Consider the following 16500-nt stretch of genomic DNA (forward strand, 5'->3'; position numbering starts at 1 on the left):
CACGGCTAACCGGCGGTTCCCCAGTGTCCTCCATCAGGCAGAGTGAGGCACAGGGACCCCTGCCCGGCCGGGCCGGGCCCGGTATCCTATACCCATGAGGGGTATGTCCCTCGTTCCGGACCACGGGAGGACGCATGACGGCCATCGAGGCGGGGGGAGCACCCTCGGTAGCCGGGGGAGGCTCCGGAGCCGAAAGCGGCACCGGGACGGTCCCGGTGCACGGGTACCACCACCAGAAGGACGAGCACCTCAAGCGGCTGCGCCGGATCGAGGGCCAGATCCGCGGCCTGCAGCGGCTCGTCGACGAGGACGTGTACTGCATCGACATACTCACCCAGGTCTCGGCGAGCACGAAGGCGCTCCAGTCCTTCGCCCTCCAGCTGCTGGAGGAGCACCTGCGGCACTGCGTCGCCGACGCGGCCGTCAAGGGGGGCGACGAGATCGACGCCAAGGTGGAGGAGGCGACGAAGGCGATCGCCCGGCTGCTGCGCACCTGAACCCTGCGCCGGCGGGGCGGCGGCCGTACGTCAGCGGGCCAGGCCCATCAGGACCTCGTCGATGCGGTCCTGGCTGAGCCGCTCCTCGTCCGCCGCGGAGGCCGCGATGATCAGCTCGCCGCACAGTTCGATCTCGGCGAGCGCCACGTGGTCCTGCACCGTCGTACCGCCTGCGGGAGTCACGCGTGTCACCCCAATCTGCCGTCATCGATCGTCGAAGTCGTCGATGGTCGTCGGTCGTCGGCGCTCGGCTTCAGCGTAGGGAGGGCGCGGCGCTGTGCGCATGACACGGATGGACCATTTCCGGATACCCGGCCATGACCCGATCGCGCCGCCGCGCACCGGTCCGGCCGGCTATTCGGCGATCTTCCCGGCGTAAATGTCCCCGCTTGCGGGCAATACGACGGTCACCGGGGTCCCGAAGCCGTACAGCAGCGTGGTGGAGGAGACATCGATCACGCCATTGTTGACATAGGTGAAACGGTGGCGGACCTTGCGCATCCGGCCCTCCTCGTCGAGGTACACGTCGAAGGGGACGGTGTCCTTGCCGAACCCTTTCGCCGCCGCCTCCAACGCTCCCTTCACCTGCGGCGAGGCGCTCCGCGCGGCCCGCGCGATGTCGGTGGTCCCCCGGTAGTGGCGCACCTTCGTGCCCCCCACCTCGGTCTCGCCGACGTACGTCACCTCCTGCGCGCCGCGCAGCAGCTCGGCCGCCGCCACCGGGTCGGTGGCCCCGCCCGTGACGAGGTTCCCGTCGGCGAGGGTGGTCGTGTCGACCCGGACCCACTTGTCGTCGGGCACGCCCGCGCCGCGGTTCTTCATGTAGAGGGCGCCGGGGACGAGCAGTTCGGTGATCGGGCGGTGCTCGTCCTTGCCCGCGGCATCGGCGGGCAGCATCACCAGCAGCTGGCCCATCCGGTTCTTGAAGTCGACACCGCCCTCGCCGCGGATGGTGACCCGGGTGCCGCCCGAGGCCATCTCCATGGCCGTACGGGCCTGTGCGCTGCCCGCCTTCGCCAGCAGGTCGGCGGCTGCCCGGACCGTCTCGGCCGGGTCGGCGGGCGGCCGGTCGTCCCCGGACGCGGGCCCGCCGCAACCGCTCATCACGGCGACGGCCGCGGCCACGCCGACCGCGAGCACCGCCTCACCCGCACGCCCGCGCCGCCGCCTGTGCTGGTGCACCACCATCGCCTGCCAACCCCCAACGCATGACCGCTGTTTGCCCGAGGCCCCCACCCGCTCCGGTTAACGAGGTCCGGGGTTTCCCGTCACGGGGCCTCGGCCTCCACGAGCCGCGCCGGGCCCGGTACCGTGGTGGCGTGGAACCGCACTCCAAGGCGTCGCCCGTCCTTCCGCTTGAATCCGTGCCGCTCCCCCGTCCCGCGGAGCGCCCCTCGTCTCCCGGACACACCACGAGCACCGCCGAACGCGGCTCCTTCTGCCTGGCGGTCTGCACCTGCGGCTGGACCGGGCCGGCCCGCCGCTCCCGCGACCTGGCCCGCAAGGACGCCACCCGGCACACCTCCGGCTGAGCCGCCCCCTCACCCGCTCGGACGACCCGGCTGGCCGCGGTGGCCGGGAGCGGATGCCCTGGAGGCATGCCAGGAACCGCACCCCGCGTCGCGGCCCTCCGCTGGGCCCTGCCGGCCCTCCTCTGGGCCCTGCTGATCGCGCCCGGCCCGGCCGCCGCGGCCTCGGCCCGCCCCACCGGCCCGGTGGACGGCCCGGCCGACGTGGCCCTGGCCGTCGGGGCGACGTCCGCCGCGGCGGCGGTCACGGGCCTGTGGCTGCGCTCCCGCTACCGCCGGGACGCCCCGGAAGCCCGCCGCGCCGAGAGCGGGGAGCCGTGACCCCGCGCCCGCGTCCTCCCGCTGCGGTGCGGCTGTGCTTCGCGGCGGCGGCGCTGTGCCTGCTGGCGGCCGTCCTGATGTCCGTATGGGGCGCGCACGGTCACACGTGACGTGAAGCCGTACGCCGTACGCCCCTCAGGCCGCGAGGTCCTTGTCCTCGGTGAGGCAGCCGGGCGGCGGCGTCTGCGCCTGCGGCAGGTCGACCGGGCGCGGCAGCGTACGGCCCCGGGCGCGCACGAGCCGGCCCGCCCGCGGGGAGCGGGCCACCGCCCGGACCACCGGGGTCAGCAGGGCCATCGCGAGCGGGGCGAGCACCAGCACGACGGCCGTGCCGAGCGCGAACCCTCCGATCACATCGGTGGGGTAGTGCACGCCCAGGTACACGCGGCAGATTCCCTCGGCGAGGGCCAGGCCGATCCCGACCAGCCCGAGCCTGCGGTGCGCGACGAACAGTCCGACGCCCAGGGCCATCACCAGCGTGGCGTGGCCGCTGACGAAGGAGAAGTCGCTCTGGCCGTGGCCCGGTTCGAGCACCTCCAGGCCGCTGTGGGCGAGGAACGGCCGCGGACGCCCGACGAACGCCCGCAGCGGGACGTTCACGAGCAGGGCCAGTGCGGCGGCGAGCGGGGCCCACACCAGCGCGGCGAACGACTCGGCGGCCGCGGCCTCGTCCTGCCGGCGGGCGCCGCGCCAGCACCAGAGGACCAGCAGGACCAGGGCGAGCGGAATGCCGTACGAGCCGAGGAGGCCCACGGCCCGGTCGGCTCCGGCGGGGGCGTGCCGGGCCAGTCCGTTGATGTCGTACAGCAGGCTTACATCCAGGTTCGGCCCACCCGTTGTGAGTCCAGCCATGGTGATGCGGCCCCTTGCCTTGCGTGGTTCCCCTGCGGGCGCACGACGGTGTGCGCCCTCCGAACCCCCCCGTTGATCACTCCCCGGTGTCCATGGAACGCCCGTTCTGAAGGCCTGGTTCCACTCTCCACGGAATGATCACGGCAACGTTATCCAAGAGTGACTCATCGTCGCAGCTCAGGGCCTGGACTTAACGCTGCGTGGCCACACCCGACTTGGGGTCTGCGGTCCGGTCCGGAAGGGCCTCCGCGCCGTCCTTCGTCACGCGGGTCGCACCGAAGTAGTCCGGAGTGTCGATCTTGTCGAACCGGATCACCGCGCCGGTGTACGGGGCATTGATCATGTAGCCGCCGCCCACGTAGAGGCCGACGTGCCGGATCTCCCGAGAGTTCGTCAGATCATCGGAGAAGAACACGAGGTCACCGGGGAGCAGTTCACCGCGCGAGGGGTGCGAGCCGGCGTTGTACTGGTCGTTGGCCACCCGCGGCAGCTCGATCCCCACGCTCTCGTACGCGGCCTTGGTCAGCCCCGAGCAGTCGAACCGTCCGTCCTGGTCCGGCGTCCCGTTGCCGCCCCACAGGTACGGAGTGCCGAGCTGCTTCTGCGCGAAGTGGATGGCCCCGGCGGCCTGCTGCGAGGGCGCCACCCGCCCGACGGGGCGCTCGAAGCTCTTGGCGAGGGTGGTGATGGCCTTCACGTACCCCTGCGTCTCGCGGTAAGGCGGTACGCCCTGGTACTTGATCACCGCCCCGGGCCCGGCGTTGTAGGCGGCGAGCATGTTGGAGACGGCGTCCCCGGGCACGCCCCGCACCGAGCTCGCGAGCTCGCAGTCGTACGAAGCGGCCGACGGGATGGCGTCGTTCGGGTCCCAGATGTCGCGGTCGCCGTCACCATCGCCGTCGATCCCGTGGGTGTCCCAGGTCCCGGGGATGAACTGGGCGATGCCGCGCGCGTCGGCGGGACTCACGACGGTCGGGTTCCAGCCGCTCTCCGAGTACAGCTGCGCGGCCAGCACGGACGGCGTGAGGGTCGGGCAGAGCATGCCCCACTTCTGCACCAGGTTCAGGTACTTCGCGGGCACGGCCCCCTTGGCGAGGCCCACGTTGCGGCCACCGCCGTTCGCGATCCCCGCCGCGGCGGAGTACGTACCGACCACGAGCAGGGCGACGAAGCACAGGCACGCCCCGAAGCCGATTCCGCTGATCACCCAGAATCTGCGCACCCGCCAACCCTCCCCCACCAACCGGACTTTCACAGGGATTCACCGCCACGTGTCGGAATCACCCCATTTGTGACCCCGCGCTCCGCGACGGCGTACGCCCCCTCCGCCCTGTCAGCCTCGTACAGACACGGGCCGTTGGCAACGAAGCCCGCCCCACGGGCGGGAAGGGGGGCCGGCCCTAGCCGCGGGGCGCCACGAAGAGGCTCTGCGCACTGCGGCCGATGGGGCCCTTCTCGTCGTGCAGGCGGGCGTCCGCGAGGCCGATGCCGGCCGCGTCCACGCTCGTACGGGCCTGCACGCACGCCCACTCGCCCACCGGGTGCCGGTGCAGGTGGACGCTCAGGTCGCTGTTGACGAACACGTACCGGGCGAAGTCCAGCACCGAGCTGATGCCGTTGCCCGAGTCCGCCGCGACCAGCACCCGGTCCAGCGGCCGGGTCTCCTCCCCCGCGATCAGCGGCACCTTCATCCGCATCCAGCAGGTGCCCGGCCCCAGCTCCACGAAGGCGCCCTCGGTGAACCGGGTCTCCATGGCCGAGTGGTAGCCCGTCTCCCACGGCACCGGGAAGAACGGCGTGACCTCGACCTCCCCGGGCGGCGGCAGCTGCGGCCCCGGGGCCACGCCCGGCACCGCCTCCCCGGCCACCCGGATCCGCAGCGCCCGCGCGAGCATCACCGGTGCGGACCCCGCCGGAGCCAGAGCGGCCTCGACCACCTCGGTGCTGCGGCCGGCCCGGAGCACCGTGGTGGTGACCTCCACCGGGCCGATCGGCACCGGGCGCAGGATCTCGTACGTGATCCGCGCGATCCGCATGTCGGCGCGGGCGCCGGACCGCTCCTCGATCGCCCGCCCGAGCAGCGCGGCCGGCGGCCCGGCGTGCTGCGCGCCCGGGTCCCACGGCCCGCGCGTGAACTCGGTGGCACGGAACCGCCCGGCATCGACCCGCTCGTAGAACGCCATACGGGCACGCTACCCACAGGTAACCGCCCTTCGCCAGGGCTTCCGCCCGGCCCGCCGCAGCCCGCTAGCCCGCTGCGCGGACCGCGCGGCGCCCCTCAGCGGGCGAAGCCCAGCCCGACCCCCAGCCCCACCAGCACCGACCCGATCGCCCGGTTCAGCGCCTTCTGCGCCCGCAGCATCCGCTCCCGCAGCCGCTCGTTCGAGAAGAACAGCGCCACCGCCCCGAACCAGCCCAGGTGCGCAGCCGACATGAACAGCCCGTACCCGGCCTGCTGCCACACCGGCGTGTCCGGGCCCACGACCTGCGTGAACGTCGAGACGACGAACAGCGTGGTCTTCGGATTGAGCACATTGGTCAGGAACCCGGTGCGCAGCGCGCCGAGCCGGGTCAACTGCGGCCTGGACTCCAGGTCCACGGTGACCTCGGCCCGCGCCCGGAAGGTCCGGATCCCGATCCACACCAAATACGCGGCGCCCGCCAGTTTGATCACCGTGAACAGCGCCGTGGAGGAGGCGATCAGAAGACCGACCCCGAGCATCGTGTACGAGACGTGCACCAGCACACCCGCCGCCACGCCCGCGGCCGCCAGCAGCCCCGTGGGCCGCCCGTAGAGATAGCTGTTGCGGACGACCATCGCGAAATCGGCGCCCGGACTGATCACGGCGAGGAGGGTGATGACTGCGACTGCGATCACTTCTGTCATGTACGGATGCTCACCTGCCCCACGCCGGCGATCAACCCCCGCCGTAGTGCCGATACTTGGGACATGGAACCCCTTGCCCTGCGGTCTTTCGACGCACCGGCCGACGGCCCCCTCCTGCGCGGCTGGATCTCGACCCGGGCCGAGCTCGTCACCTGGGCGGGCCCCGCCTTCACCTGGCCGCTGGACGATGCCCAGCTCACCGCGTACGCCGCCGAGCCCGGACGCCACACCTGGACCGCCCACACCCCCGGCGGCCGCGCCCTCGGGCACGTCTCCGTGCGCGGCACCCGCCTGGGCCGCGTCCTCATCGCCCCCGAGGCCCGCGGCCGGGGCCTGGGAGAGACGCTGCTCACACTTGCGATCGGCCGCGCCTTCGGCGAGCTGGACCTGCCGGAGCTCGACCTCGGCGTCTACACCCACAACACCCGGGCCGTACGGCTCTACGAGAAGCTCGGCTTCCGCTCCGGACAGGTCCTGCCGGACGTGGAGGAGGTCGACGGCGTCCGCTGGTCCGCCCTCCAGATGCGGCTGCCGCGTCCCGGGCGATGACAATGGACGGGTGTCCACGACTGCGCCCGCCACGCCCGACCTGCACGCCGACTGCGCGAACTGCTTCGCGCTCTGCTGCGTCGCCCTGCCCTTCGCCAAGTCCAGCGACTTCGCCCTGAACAAGGCCGCCGGAACCCCCTGCACCAACCTCCGGCAGGACTTCCGCTGCGGCATCCACACCCGGCTGCGCGACAAGGGCTTCCAGGGCTGCACCGTCTTCGACTGCTTCGGCGCGGGCCAGCAGGTCTCCCAGGTCACCTTCGGCGGCCGGGACTGGCGCAGCCACCCCGGCACGGCCGGCCCGATGTACGAGGTCTTCCCGGTGATGCGGCAGCTGCACGAGCTGCTCTTCTACGTCACCGAGGCCCTCTCCCTCCCCGCCGCCCGCCCGGTCCACCCCGAGCTGCGCAGTGCCCTCACCGAGACCACCGAGTGGACCGCGGCGGACGCGCAGGCCCTCACCTCCCTGGACGTCGGCGCCCTGCGCGGCCGCATCAACACGCTCCTGCTGCGCACCAGCGAACTGGTCCGCGCCAAGGCCCCCGCCCGCAGGAAGAACCACCGCGGCGCCGACCTGATGGGCGCCCGCCTCGCGGGCGCGGACCTGCGCGGAGCCAATTTCCGCGGCGCCTACCTGATCGCCGCCGACCTCGGCGGCGCCGACCTGCGCCAGGCGGACCTGATCGGCGCGGACTTCCGCGACACCAACCTGCGCGGCGCGGACCTGCGCGACGCCCTCTTCCTCACCCAGGCCCAGCTGAACGCCGCCCACGGCGACGCCGCCACCCGCATCCCCGCCTCCCTGGCCCGCCCCGCCCACTGGTCGTCGTAGCGGGGCGGCGCCGAGCCCGGAACCGGGGCCCCGGCGCCGGAGCAGGGGCGGTTCAGCCGCGGGCCACCGGCCCCAGCCGCGCGAGCACCCGCTCCCGCAGCACCTGGTACTCCTCGAACCGCCTCGGCAGCCGCCCCTCGGGCCGCGGCCCCATCAGCCGGGCGCCGGTTATCCGCTGGCCCCGGCGGAACTGCTCCCGCGTCAGGTCGAGCTGCATCCCGCCGGGCAGCACGTTCCAGGTGTGGAAGCCGTGCTGCTCCCCGTCCAGCCAGACCTCCCCGACCATCAGCTCACCCCCCATCAGGTCCTGCACCACCAGGGCGGTGACGTCGCAGTGCCCCCAGGCCGGGTTCTCCGCGCTCCATGGCTCCCGCTCGACGTCGTCGGGCGAGCAGGTGTCCGCCGCCCAGCCGGCCCGGATAGCCGCGGCGATGTCCTCCAGCGTCGTAGGCATGTGCGTCATGCCTCCACCCTGACAGCCGCCACTGACAACGAGCCGCCCCCGCAACCGGTGCAACCGGTCGCGTGATTGACGGAAAGTCGGACACATGTCGGCGAATCGGCCCACCGACACGCCCACCTGTTGCGCCGAACGGCCGTTCCCCGGTCACCCTCTCGAACAGCCCCAGCACGCCGGGACGACAATCATTGCCCGGCGTCACCCCCCGTGATACACAGAGTGACCGTACGTTCTTTCGCACACCCGCCCGCCCAGGCCCAGGTCAGAGCGCACGAGCGGGCCACGGCCCGGGAAATCGGGCAAAGAGAGCCGCCAAGTCGACATACGGCGGCGGTTTCATCAGCGAAGATAGTGCGTGACCCCTGCCGTCGGGCACGGGCAATCGGAACTACCCATACAGGGGCGGTGAGTTACATGATCCTGGCAGCCGAAAAAGGCGACATCACCACCATCATCGGCGGAATCGCCCCGAACTGGGGCCCGTTCGGCAGTCTCGGCAACGAAGCGAAGGTCATGATCGAGGTGGTCATGGCCGTGGCGATCCTCCTCTGCCTCGGCATCGCCATCTGGGGCGCCGCCAAGCAGCGCATCGGCGCGACCGCCCTGCGCGACACGTTCAGCGCGGAACAGGGCAAGGGCCTGATCGTGGCCGGCCTCACGGGCGTCTTCATCATCGGCTCCCTCGGCACCCTGTTCACCATCGTCTACGGCATGGCCGTCTAGCCGGGACACCGTCCCCTGCGCCCCGGCGCAGGGGAAAGCCCCGGGCTTGCGGACCTGACGAGGACTCACCACACCGCATCCACGCGGAACCAGCGCTACCGTCGTACGACGCGGAGGGGGCGGACCAGGAATGAGCAACGACGACCAGTACGGCGGCGGCCACGCAGACGTCGGCGGCACGGGCCAGACCCGCACCCGCCTCCCCGACGCCCCCGCCGACCCCTACGGCACCCCCCGCCGCACCCCCCGCGCCTCGCGCGGCCTGGTCACGGTGGTCGGCGTGGTGGTCCTGCTGGTCGCCGCGATCGCGTTCGCGAACCAGGGCCAGGACGGCCCGCCCGCCACCCCCTCGGCGGACACCCCCCCGGCGGCCACCTCCACGGCCCCGACGGGCACCCGCCCCGTCGACGCCAAGAACGGCGGCGTCCCCCAAGGCTTCGCCCACGACGAACAGGGCGCCCAGTCCGCCGCTGCCAACTTCGCAGCGGTCCTGGGCTCCGACGGCATGTTCGACAGTGCCCGGCGCCGTGCCATCGTCCAAGCGGTGTACGTCCCGGACGTGGCGGCAGCACGCCAGAGCGACCTCGATCGCGTGTACACGGACCAGCAGTTCCTGGCCCGTATCGGTCTGGACAACACCGGCAGAGCACCGAAGGGCCTGACGTTCATCTCCCGCACCAACCCGCTGGGCACGAAGGCGGAGAAATTCGGTGGCGACACCGCCACCGTCTCGGTCTGGTTCTCGACCCTCTTCGGACTCGCGGGCGAGGGGTCGAAGAACCCCGTCGCCGAAAGCTGGTACACCAACACGTTCGAGCTCCGCTGGATCAACGGCGATTGGCGGATCTCCGATTTCACGCAGAAGGACGGCCCGGCGCCCGTCGGCCGGGATCAGAGAGCGGCCTCCGCCGAGGAGATGGCCGCCGCCGTGTCGCAGTTCGGGGGGCTCACTTATGCACGCTAACCGTCGCGGCCTGTCCCTCACGGCCGCAGCAGCAGCCGTGCAGACCACCCTGGTGCTCCTGGCCACCCGCGCAGTGGCCGCACCTCCCACACCCTCGGCGACGCCCAGCCCGCAGGCGAGCAACAACCCCTGCGACCTGATCCGAGGTCCGGCCAAGGACTACTGCGAACGCGGCGCCGGCGCCGCGCCCAACACCCCGCCGAAGACCGGCCTCGCCCCCAGCGACCCCACCGACGCCCTCAACCCCCTCGCCTCCCTGGCCAGGGGCTGCGCCGACGCCGCCGCCTGGATCGTCAGCGAACTCGGCAAGGCCGTCAACGGCACCGCCAACGTCGACTTCACCAACGGCGCCTTCCTCAAGCAGTACGCCGTCGTCTTCGCCGCCTCCACCATCCTCACCCTCGTGCTGTGGCTGCTCGCCGTCGCCAAGCGCGCCATCCGCGGCGTCCCCCTCACCACCGCCCTCTCCGAGGCCGTCGGCTTCCTGTGGCTGACCGTCCTCGCCTCCGCCTTCACGCCGCTGATCCTCTACACCGTCGTCTCGGCCACCGACGGGGTCACCGAGGTCATCGCCTCCGGTGCGGGCGGCCAGACCGACGTCTTCTTCGGCTCCTTCACCGAAGCCCTCAAGAAGGGCGACAGCATCGGCGGCGGACCGATCATGCTGATCGTCGTCTCCCTCGTCACCGTCCTCGCCGCCGGCATCCTCTTCCTGGAACTCTTCATCCGCGCCGCCCTGCTCTACGTCGGCGCCCTCCTCGGCGTCGTCGTCTACGCCGGACTCGTCGACCGCAACCTCTGGGGCCACGTCCGCCGCTGGGCCGGCATCATGATCGCCGTCATCCTCGTGAAACCGGTCATCGTCATCGTCCTCGGCCTCGCCGGAGCCCTGGCCGGCGAGAAGGGCCCCAACGCCTTCTCCGCCGTCGTCTCCGGCCTCGCCATCATCCTCCTGGCGATCTTCGCCTCCGCGATGATCTACCGCTTCGTCCCCGGCTTCGGCGACGAGATCGCCTCCGCCCGCGCCGGCCGCACCAAGGCCACCGACGGCGCCCAGGCCGCCGCCGTCATCAGCTCCCCGGCCTCCCTCGTCTCCCAGGGCATCAAGACCCACAGCTCCCGCGGCGCCCACCGCGGAGGCGGGGACGGCGGCGGCTCCGGCGGCCCCCGCCCCGCCAACCCCCTCTCCGGAGGCATGGCCGCCCACAGCAGCCGCCCCTCCGGCGGGGCCGGCGGCGGATCTGTCCCCTCCGCCGCACCCCCGCCCCGCAGCAGTTCGAGCACGAGGAACACAGGAGGTGACGGGCGTTGACGACCCAGTCCCACCAGCTCCACCCGGTCGCGCCCCGCCGCACGTATCTCATCGGCCGGGCCAGGCCGAACGCGATCGTCGGAAAGAACCGCGAGAGCGGCGAAATCGCCCTGATCATCGTCGGCGCGTTCTTCGGCATGATGAGCGGACTGCTCGTCCCCGACCTCACCCTGCGCATCGTCAGCCTCGCCGGCTTCCCCGTGCTCGCGCTCGCCGCCGTGTACGTCCCGTACAAGGGCCGCACGTTCTACAAGTGGTTCGAGATCAACCGCAGCTACAAGCGCACCCTGCGCCGCGGCACCACATACCGCTCCGGCGCCATGGAAGCCGGCGTCCGCGCCGCCGACGGCCGCGAGGTCGAGGTCGGCCCGCCCCCCGGCATCGGCCGCATCAGCTGGCTCGCCGCCCCCTTCGGCCCCGACGAGATCGCCGTCCTCCTCCACGCCGACCGCCGCACCGTCACCGCCGCCATCGAGATCGAGGGCCCCGGCGTCGGCCTGCGCGACAGCGAGGACCAGGAAGCCCTCGTCGACCGCTTCGGCACCCTCCTCAAGCACGTGGCCAACGGCGACGGCTTCGTCACCCGCCTCCAGATGCTCGCCCGTACGCTCCCCGCCGACCCCGACGCCCACGCCAAGGACGTCGCCCAGCGCGGCGACCCCGGCGCCCCCGTCTGGCTGCGCGACTCGTACGACCAGCTCCAGTCGATGGTGTCCACCTCCTCCGAGCAGCACCGCGCGTACCTCGTCGCCTGCATGCACTACACGCGCGAACTCGCCGCCGAAGCCCACACCATCGCCCGCGCCGTCACCCCCCACAAGGGCCGCAAGATCGACCGCGACGCCGGCCTCGCCATCGTCATGGCCCGCGAACTCACCGACATCTGCGCCCGCCTCGCCGAGGCCGACATCCGCGTCCGCCAGCCCCTCGGCCAGGGCCGCCTCTCCTCCCTCGTGCACTCCATGTACGACCCCGACCACCCCATCGACCACATCCAGGCCATGACCAAGCGCAACGCCTGGCCGGCCGAACTCGACGCCGTCGAACCCACCTACCTGCAGGCCAAGACCCGCGAGTCCTCCACCCGCGCCCCCTGGTGCCACGCCACCGCCTGGGTGAAGGAGTGGCCGATGACGCCCGTCGGCGTCAACTTCCTCGCCCCCCTGCTCGTCCACACCCCGGACGTGATCCGGACGGTCGCCGTCACCATGGATCTGGAGCCCACCGAAGTGGCCATCGAGCGCATGCTCACGGAGAAGACCAACGACGAGGCCGACGCCAGCCGCGCCGCCAAGATGAACCGCACCGTCGACCCCCGCGACATCGCCGCACACGGCCGGCTCGACCAAAGAGGTGAAGATCTCGCCAGCGGTGCGGCAGGAGTCAACCTCGTCGGGTACATCACCGTGTCCTCGCGTTCGCCGGAAGCCCTCGCCCGCGACAAGCGGACCATCCGCGCCTCGGCCGGCAAGTCCTACCTGAAGCTGGAGTGGTGCGACCGCGAGCACCACCGCGCCTTCGTCAACACCTTGCCGTTCGCCACCGGCATCCGACGCTAGCTGGAGGGAAGTGCCGCTCATGCGAGATCCGCTGTCCGCGCTGACGGACGCCTTCACCAGCTTCCTCTTCGGCAAGGTCGAAACCACGCGCCTGCCCGTCCGCACCTCCACCGGGCAGGCGCAGGCCGTCTACCTGCCCACCGCCGCCCCCGGACTCGGCGACTCCGGTGTGATCATCGGCCGGGAGGTGTACAGCGGGAAGGGCTACATCTACGACCCCTTCCAGCTCTACGGACAGCAGCTCCCGGCCCCTCACTGGCTGGTCCTCGGCGAATCCGGCAACGGCAAGTCCGCCCTGGAGAAGACGTACGTCCTGCGCCAGCTCCGCTTCCGCGACCGGCAGGTCGTCGTCCTCGACGCCCAGGGCGAGGACGGCGTCGGCGAGTGGAACCTCATCGCCCAGCAGCTGGGGATAACCCCCATCCGCCTGGACCCCATCGCCGCCAACGACGACGGGATCCGTCTCAATCCCCTCGACCCGGCGATCACCACGACCGGCCAGCTCGCGCTGCTCCGCACCATCATCGAAGTCGCCATGGGCCACGGCCTCGACGAACGCTCCGGCTTCGCCCTCAAGGTCGCGCACGCCTACGTCGTCGAATCCATCCGCGACCGCCAGCCCGTCCTCACCGACATCGTCGAACAGCTCCGCTACCCCAAAGCGGAATCAGCCGAAGCCATGAACGTGGCCATAGACGACGTCCGGGCCTGGGGCCTCGACGTGGCACTCGTCCTCGACCGGCTCGTCGACGGCGACCTGCGCGGCATGTTCGACGGCCCCACCACCGTCGGCATCGACCTCGACGCCCCGCTGATCGTCTTCGACCTCTCCCACATCGACCGCAACTCCATCGCCATGCCGATCCTGATGGCGATCGTCGGCGTGTGGCTGGAGCACACCTGGATCCGCCCCGACCGCAAGAAGCGCATCTTCCTCGTCGAAGAGGCCTGGCACATCATCAACAGCCCCTTCGTCGCCCAGCTCTTCCAGCGCCTGCTGAAATTCGGCCGCCGCCTCGGCCTGTCCTTCGTCGCGGTCGTCCACCACCTCTCGGACGTCGTCGACGGAGCAGCGGCCCGCGAGGCCGCGGCCATCCTCAAGATGGCCTCCACCCGTACGATCTACGCCCAGAAGGCCGATGAGGCACGGGCCACCGGCCGCGTCCTCGGCCTACCACGCTGGGCCGTGGAAATCATCCCGACCCTGACCCCCGGCATCGCCGTCTGGGACGTCAACGGCAACGTCCAGGTCGTCAAACACCTGATCACCGAAGCCGAACGTCCCCTCGTCTACACGGACCGCGCCATGACCGAATCCTCCACCGCCCACCAGCTCCCCGACGACCTCCTGGCCGCCGAACTGGAGGCGGAACAGCGCGCCCTGCTCAGCGAACGCCACCAGGGCGGCGGCCCGGGCTCCGCGACCACGGTGGCCTGAGCCCCGTGCACGAGGAACGCCGCGCGGGCGGCATCCCGGACGGCCTCCTGGTCGGCCTCCTGGCCTTCCTGCTCGGCCTGGCCGTCCTGGTCTGGTCATCGACGGGCCTGGCCGCGCTCTTCTCCCGGGGCAGCTGGCCGGCCACCGTCACCTTCACCCGCACCCCGGGCGCGATCCGCGCCCTGATAGCGCAACCGCACGACATCCCGGGCGCCTGGCCGGACACCGCCCCGACGGCACTGTCGGGCTGGGGCCTGTTCTGGGGCCTGTTCATCGGCCAGCTGCTGATCCTGCTGGTCCTGGTGATCTTCACCCTGGGCGTCATCGCCCGTACGAAGGCCCGAGCCAAGACCCGGTCCACCCTCCCCGAGCAGTCGGCGCAGGAACCCGTTCCCGTGGGCCGGCCGGCCCACGGGAACCTGCCGGGCCAGGGAACCCGGCCCGCGCACGAGGGCTGGCGGTCACCGGAACCACAGCCGGCCCACGAGGCCCAGCCGACGTACCAGGCCCAGCCGACGCACCAGAGCCGGCGGGCGCACCAGAGCCGGCCGCTGCCCGAGACCCCCGGTGTGCACTACGCCCAGCAGGTGACCACGGCCCCGCCGGGGCCCCCGCCCGAGCAGTCAGACGCAGCCCAGCCGGCCCGCGCCGACGAGGCCTACCGCTACGGCTTCGGCTACGCCCCGGCCACAACCGCGTACCCGGCCGCCCCGAGCGCCCACGACCGGCGCCTCGTGTACGCCGACCCCGCCGACCGCCACCGCGCGGCCGCCCGACGGCTGGCGGACGCCCCCGCCGCAGCCCTCGTCGTCACCTCATCCCCCACGCTCTGGGAGCAGACCAAGGACGCCCGCGCAAAACTCGGCCCGGTGCTCCTCTACGACCCCTCGCACCTGTGCGACACCCCGGCCCGCATGCACTGGAACCCGGCCCACGACTGCGCGGACCGGGACACCGCCGCGGCCCGCGCCACGGCCCTGCTGGCCCCCGTACAGCCCCAGGCCCGCATGGACGCCGCCATCACCGACACGGCGGAAACGCTCCTGCGCAGCTGGCTGCAGGCCGTCGCCCTGGAGGACCGCCCGTTCAAGCAGCTGCACCGCTGGGCTCAGGGCACGGGCGCCCAGGACCCCGTACGCATCCTGCGCACCCACCCCCAAGCCGCCGCCGGCGCAGCCGGAGAGCTCGAAAGCGCCCTCACCGCCCACCCCGAACGCCGAGAGCAGGCCCAGCAGCTGACGGCGCGGACCCTCTCCTGTCTCACGTCCGTCCACATCCGCGAAGCCTGCAATCCGAACCGAACAGATGCGCTGACGCTGGCTTCGTTCGTCGCCGAAGGGGGCACCCTCTACGTGGTGGGTGAGCCCTTGGAAGACCCCCGTACCCACCCGGGTGCGATGCCCCTGCTGACCGCACTCGTCTCCAGCGTGGTCGAGCACGGCCGCCGCATGGCCGGACGGTCATCCCACGGCCGGCTCGACCCACCACTCACCCTGGTCCTGGACGACATCGCGGCCGTCGCCCCGATCCCCCAGCTGCCGGAGCTCCTCCTCGACGAGACGCTGCCGCTGCTGGCCCTGTGCCGCAGCCGTGAGCAGGCCCGCGCCCGCTGGCCGGAGGCCGCCCTGCCCTAGGCCAACGGCGGCCGTTCCTCACGCCGTCACGGCCGCACCAGGACGTACTCCCACTCCTGCGCGTCCGGATCCCCCGGCACCGACACGACGTGCCCGCTCGCCACGAACCCGAACCGCCGGTAGAAGGCGGCGGCCCGCGCATTCGCCTCGTGCACGAACAGCCGGACGCGCACCGGCGTCGGCTCCTCCAACGACCAGGCCCAGTCCACCGCGGCCTGGAAGAGGTCCTCCGTCAGCCCGGTCCCGCGCTGCTCGGCCCGTACGAACACCCCCACCAGATGCACCTGGGTCTCCGCCACGGGAAACCCGAAGAAGTCGTCGGTGCCGCCTTCCTCCACCAGTGCGGTCACCGACCCGTCCCACTGCCCGTCGGGGGCCTCGGCGATGAACTGCCGGGCGTACCTGCCCTCGGCAGCGCGCGCGGTCCGCTCCTGCCAGTACGCGTCGGAGCGCCCCGCGGCCTCCTGCACGGTCTCCAGGAAGGCGACCGGCGCCGCCGGATCGCTCAAGGCAGAGAGCCGCAGCTCCTTGACCTGCTCCCACTCGTCGGGAAGCACCGGCCGTATCACATGCTTACTCATGATCGAAATCCAATCACGGGTGACGCCGTCGTGCACCGAAACGGGCCGTGAACGCAGAAAAGCCCCGCACCAGATACCTGGTGCGGGGCTTCCCGCAATGATTGTTCGGCGGCGTCCTACTCTCCCACAGGGTCCCCCCTGCAGTACCATCGGCGCTGAAAGGCTTAGCTTCCGGGTTCGGAATGTAACCGGGCGTTTCCCTAACGCTATGACCACCGAAACACTATGAAATTCAGAACGCTGGCCAGCAACACAGCCGTTCGTTATTTCAGAACTAACACAGTGGACGCGAGCAACTGAGGACAAGCCCTCGGCCTATTAGTACCAGTCAGCTCCACCCGTTACCGGGCTTCCACATCTGG

At 71.7% G+C, this 16500-nt stretch carries 19 protein-coding genes and 1 rRNA gene; 11 read left to right on the forward strand and 9 right to left on the reverse strand.

Features of this window, described 5'->3' with window-relative positions:
- The first annotated feature begins 134 nt into the window (after positions 1 to 134).
- Complete coding sequence (locus tag ABZ128_RS18995) at positions 135 to 497, forward strand: metal-sensitive transcriptional regulator (RefSeq protein WP_356849645.1); 363 nt, start codon at positions 135 to 137, stop codon at positions 495 to 497.
- Between the two features lie 30 nt (positions 498 to 527).
- On the opposite strand, the gene ABZ128_RS19000 is transcribed toward ABZ128_RS18995, so the two are convergent.
- Together ABZ128_RS19000 and ABZ128_RS19005 are read right to left on the reverse strand one after the other, a co-directional pair.
- A complete protein-coding gene (locus tag ABZ128_RS19000; RefSeq protein WP_356849675.1) occupies positions 528 to 680 on the reverse strand; it encodes a hypothetical protein in 153 nt (50 codons plus the stop codon).
- Between the two features lie 171 nt (positions 681 to 851).
- Complete coding sequence (locus ABZ128_RS19005) at positions 852 to 1685, reverse strand: hypothetical protein (protein WP_356849646.1); 834 nt, start codon at positions 1683 to 1685, stop codon at positions 852 to 854.
- 176 nt (positions 1686 to 1861) lie between these two features.
- On the opposite strand from ABZ128_RS19005, the gene ABZ128_RS19010 reads away from it, so the two are divergent.
- Together ABZ128_RS19010 and ABZ128_RS19015 are read left to right on the forward strand one after the other, a co-directional pair.
- Entirely contained in the window at positions 1862 to 2029 is a 168-nt protein-coding gene (locus ABZ128_RS19010) for a hypothetical protein (protein ID WP_356849648.1), read from the forward strand.
- 66 nt (positions 2030 to 2095) lie between these two features.
- Entirely contained in the window at positions 2096 to 2347 is a 252-nt protein-coding gene (locus ABZ128_RS19015; RefSeq protein WP_356849649.1) for a hypothetical protein, read from the forward strand.
- Between the two features lie 135 nt (positions 2348 to 2482).
- On the opposite strand, the gene ABZ128_RS19020 is transcribed toward ABZ128_RS19015, so the two are convergent.
- From ABZ128_RS19020 to ABZ128_RS19035, 4 genes are all read right to left on the reverse strand, one after another.
- Positions 2483 to 3199: a phosphatase PAP2 family protein gene (locus ABZ128_RS19020; protein WP_356849650.1), complete on the reverse strand. Its 717-nt coding sequence runs from the start codon at positions 3197 to 3199 to the stop codon at positions 2483 to 2485.
- A gap of 190 nt (positions 3200 to 3389) precedes the next feature.
- Positions 3390 to 4421: an NlpC/P60 family protein gene (locus ABZ128_RS19025; RefSeq protein WP_356849651.1), complete on the reverse strand. Its 1032-nt coding sequence runs from the start codon at positions 4419 to 4421 to the stop codon at positions 3390 to 3392.
- A gap of 178 nt (positions 4422 to 4599) precedes the next feature.
- Positions 4600 to 5382: a thioesterase family protein gene (locus tag ABZ128_RS19030; protein WP_356849652.1), complete on the reverse strand. Its 783-nt coding sequence runs from the start codon at positions 5380 to 5382 to the stop codon at positions 4600 to 4602.
- A 95-nt stretch (positions 5383 to 5477) separates the two neighbouring features.
- Entirely contained in the window at positions 5478 to 6086 is a 609-nt protein-coding gene (locus ABZ128_RS19035; RefSeq protein ID WP_356849653.1) for a LysE family transporter, read from the reverse strand.
- Positions 6087 to 6149: 63 nt separating this feature from the next.
- Here ABZ128_RS19035 and ABZ128_RS19040 point away from each other — a divergent pair, with 63 nt between their 5' ends.
- Positions 6150 to 6635, forward strand: coding sequence for a GNAT family N-acetyltransferase (locus ABZ128_RS19040; RefSeq protein ID WP_356849654.1), 486 nt, complete (start codon positions 6150 to 6152; stop codon positions 6633 to 6635).
- A 10-nt stretch (positions 6636 to 6645) separates the two neighbouring features.
- Complete coding sequence (locus ABZ128_RS19045) at positions 6646 to 7467, forward strand: pentapeptide repeat-containing protein (RefSeq protein WP_356849656.1); 822 nt, start codon at positions 6646 to 6648, stop codon at positions 7465 to 7467.
- A 52-nt stretch (positions 7468 to 7519) separates the two neighbouring features.
- Here the strand turns inward: ABZ128_RS19045 and ABZ128_RS19050 are convergent, their stop codons facing one another.
- Positions 7520 to 7930 (reverse strand): hypothetical protein, encoded by a 411-nt coding sequence (locus ABZ128_RS19050; protein WP_356849657.1) that lies wholly within the window; start codon positions 7928 to 7930, stop codon positions 7520 to 7522.
- A gap of 411 nt (positions 7931 to 8341) precedes the next feature.
- On the opposite strand from ABZ128_RS19050, the gene ABZ128_RS19055 reads away from it, so the two are divergent.
- From ABZ128_RS19055 to ABZ128_RS19080, 6 genes are all read left to right on the forward strand, one after another.
- Positions 8342 to 8650 carry a hypothetical protein gene (locus tag ABZ128_RS19055; protein ID WP_008742356.1) on the forward strand — a complete coding sequence of 103 codons (309 nt, stop codon included), beginning with the start codon at positions 8342 to 8344 and terminating at the stop codon, positions 8648 to 8650.
- Between the two features lie 130 nt (positions 8651 to 8780).
- Complete coding sequence (locus tag ABZ128_RS19060) at positions 8781 to 9614, forward strand: hypothetical protein (RefSeq protein WP_356849658.1); 834 nt, start codon at positions 8781 to 8783, stop codon at positions 9612 to 9614.
- Positions 9604 to 10926 (forward strand): hypothetical protein, encoded by a 1323-nt coding sequence (locus ABZ128_RS19065; protein ID WP_356849659.1) that lies wholly within the window; start codon positions 9604 to 9606, stop codon positions 10924 to 10926. The genes ABZ128_RS19060 and ABZ128_RS19065 overlap by 11 nt, the downstream gene beginning before the upstream one ends.
- On the forward strand, positions 10923 to 12485 hold the full coding sequence (locus ABZ128_RS19070; protein ID WP_356849661.1) for an SCO6880 family protein: 1563 nt from the start codon (positions 10923 to 10925) through the stop codon (positions 12483 to 12485). The genes ABZ128_RS19065 and ABZ128_RS19070 overlap by 4 nt, the downstream gene beginning before the upstream one ends.
- A 19-nt stretch (positions 12486 to 12504) precedes the next feature.
- The gene (locus tag ABZ128_RS19075; RefSeq protein ID WP_356849662.1) at positions 12505 to 13923 is read left to right on the forward strand and encodes an ATP-binding protein; all 1419 of its coding nucleotides are present in this window, start codon (positions 12505 to 12507) and stop codon (positions 13921 to 13923) included.
- Between the two features lie 5 nt (positions 13924 to 13928).
- A complete protein-coding gene (locus tag ABZ128_RS19080) occupies positions 13929 to 15557 on the forward strand; it encodes a type VI secretion protein (protein WP_356849663.1) in 1629 nt (542 codons plus the stop codon).
- A 26-nt stretch (positions 15558 to 15583) separates the two neighbouring features.
- Here the strand turns inward: ABZ128_RS19080 and ABZ128_RS19085 are convergent, their stop codons facing one another.
- Positions 15584 to 16138 (reverse strand): GNAT family N-acetyltransferase, encoded by a 555-nt coding sequence (locus tag ABZ128_RS19085; protein ID WP_356849665.1) that lies wholly within the window; start codon positions 16136 to 16138, stop codon positions 15584 to 15586.
- Between the two features lie 103 nt (positions 16139 to 16241).
- Positions 16242 to 16358 (reverse strand): 5S ribosomal RNA (rrf, locus tag ABZ128_RS19090).
- Positions 16359 to 16500: the final 142 nt, after the last annotated feature.

It is taken from the genome of Streptomyces sp. NPDC006326, assembly GCF_040612915.1.
In the GTDB taxonomy this organism is placed as follows: domain Bacteria; phylum Actinomycetota; class Actinomycetes; order Streptomycetales; family Streptomycetaceae; genus Streptomyces.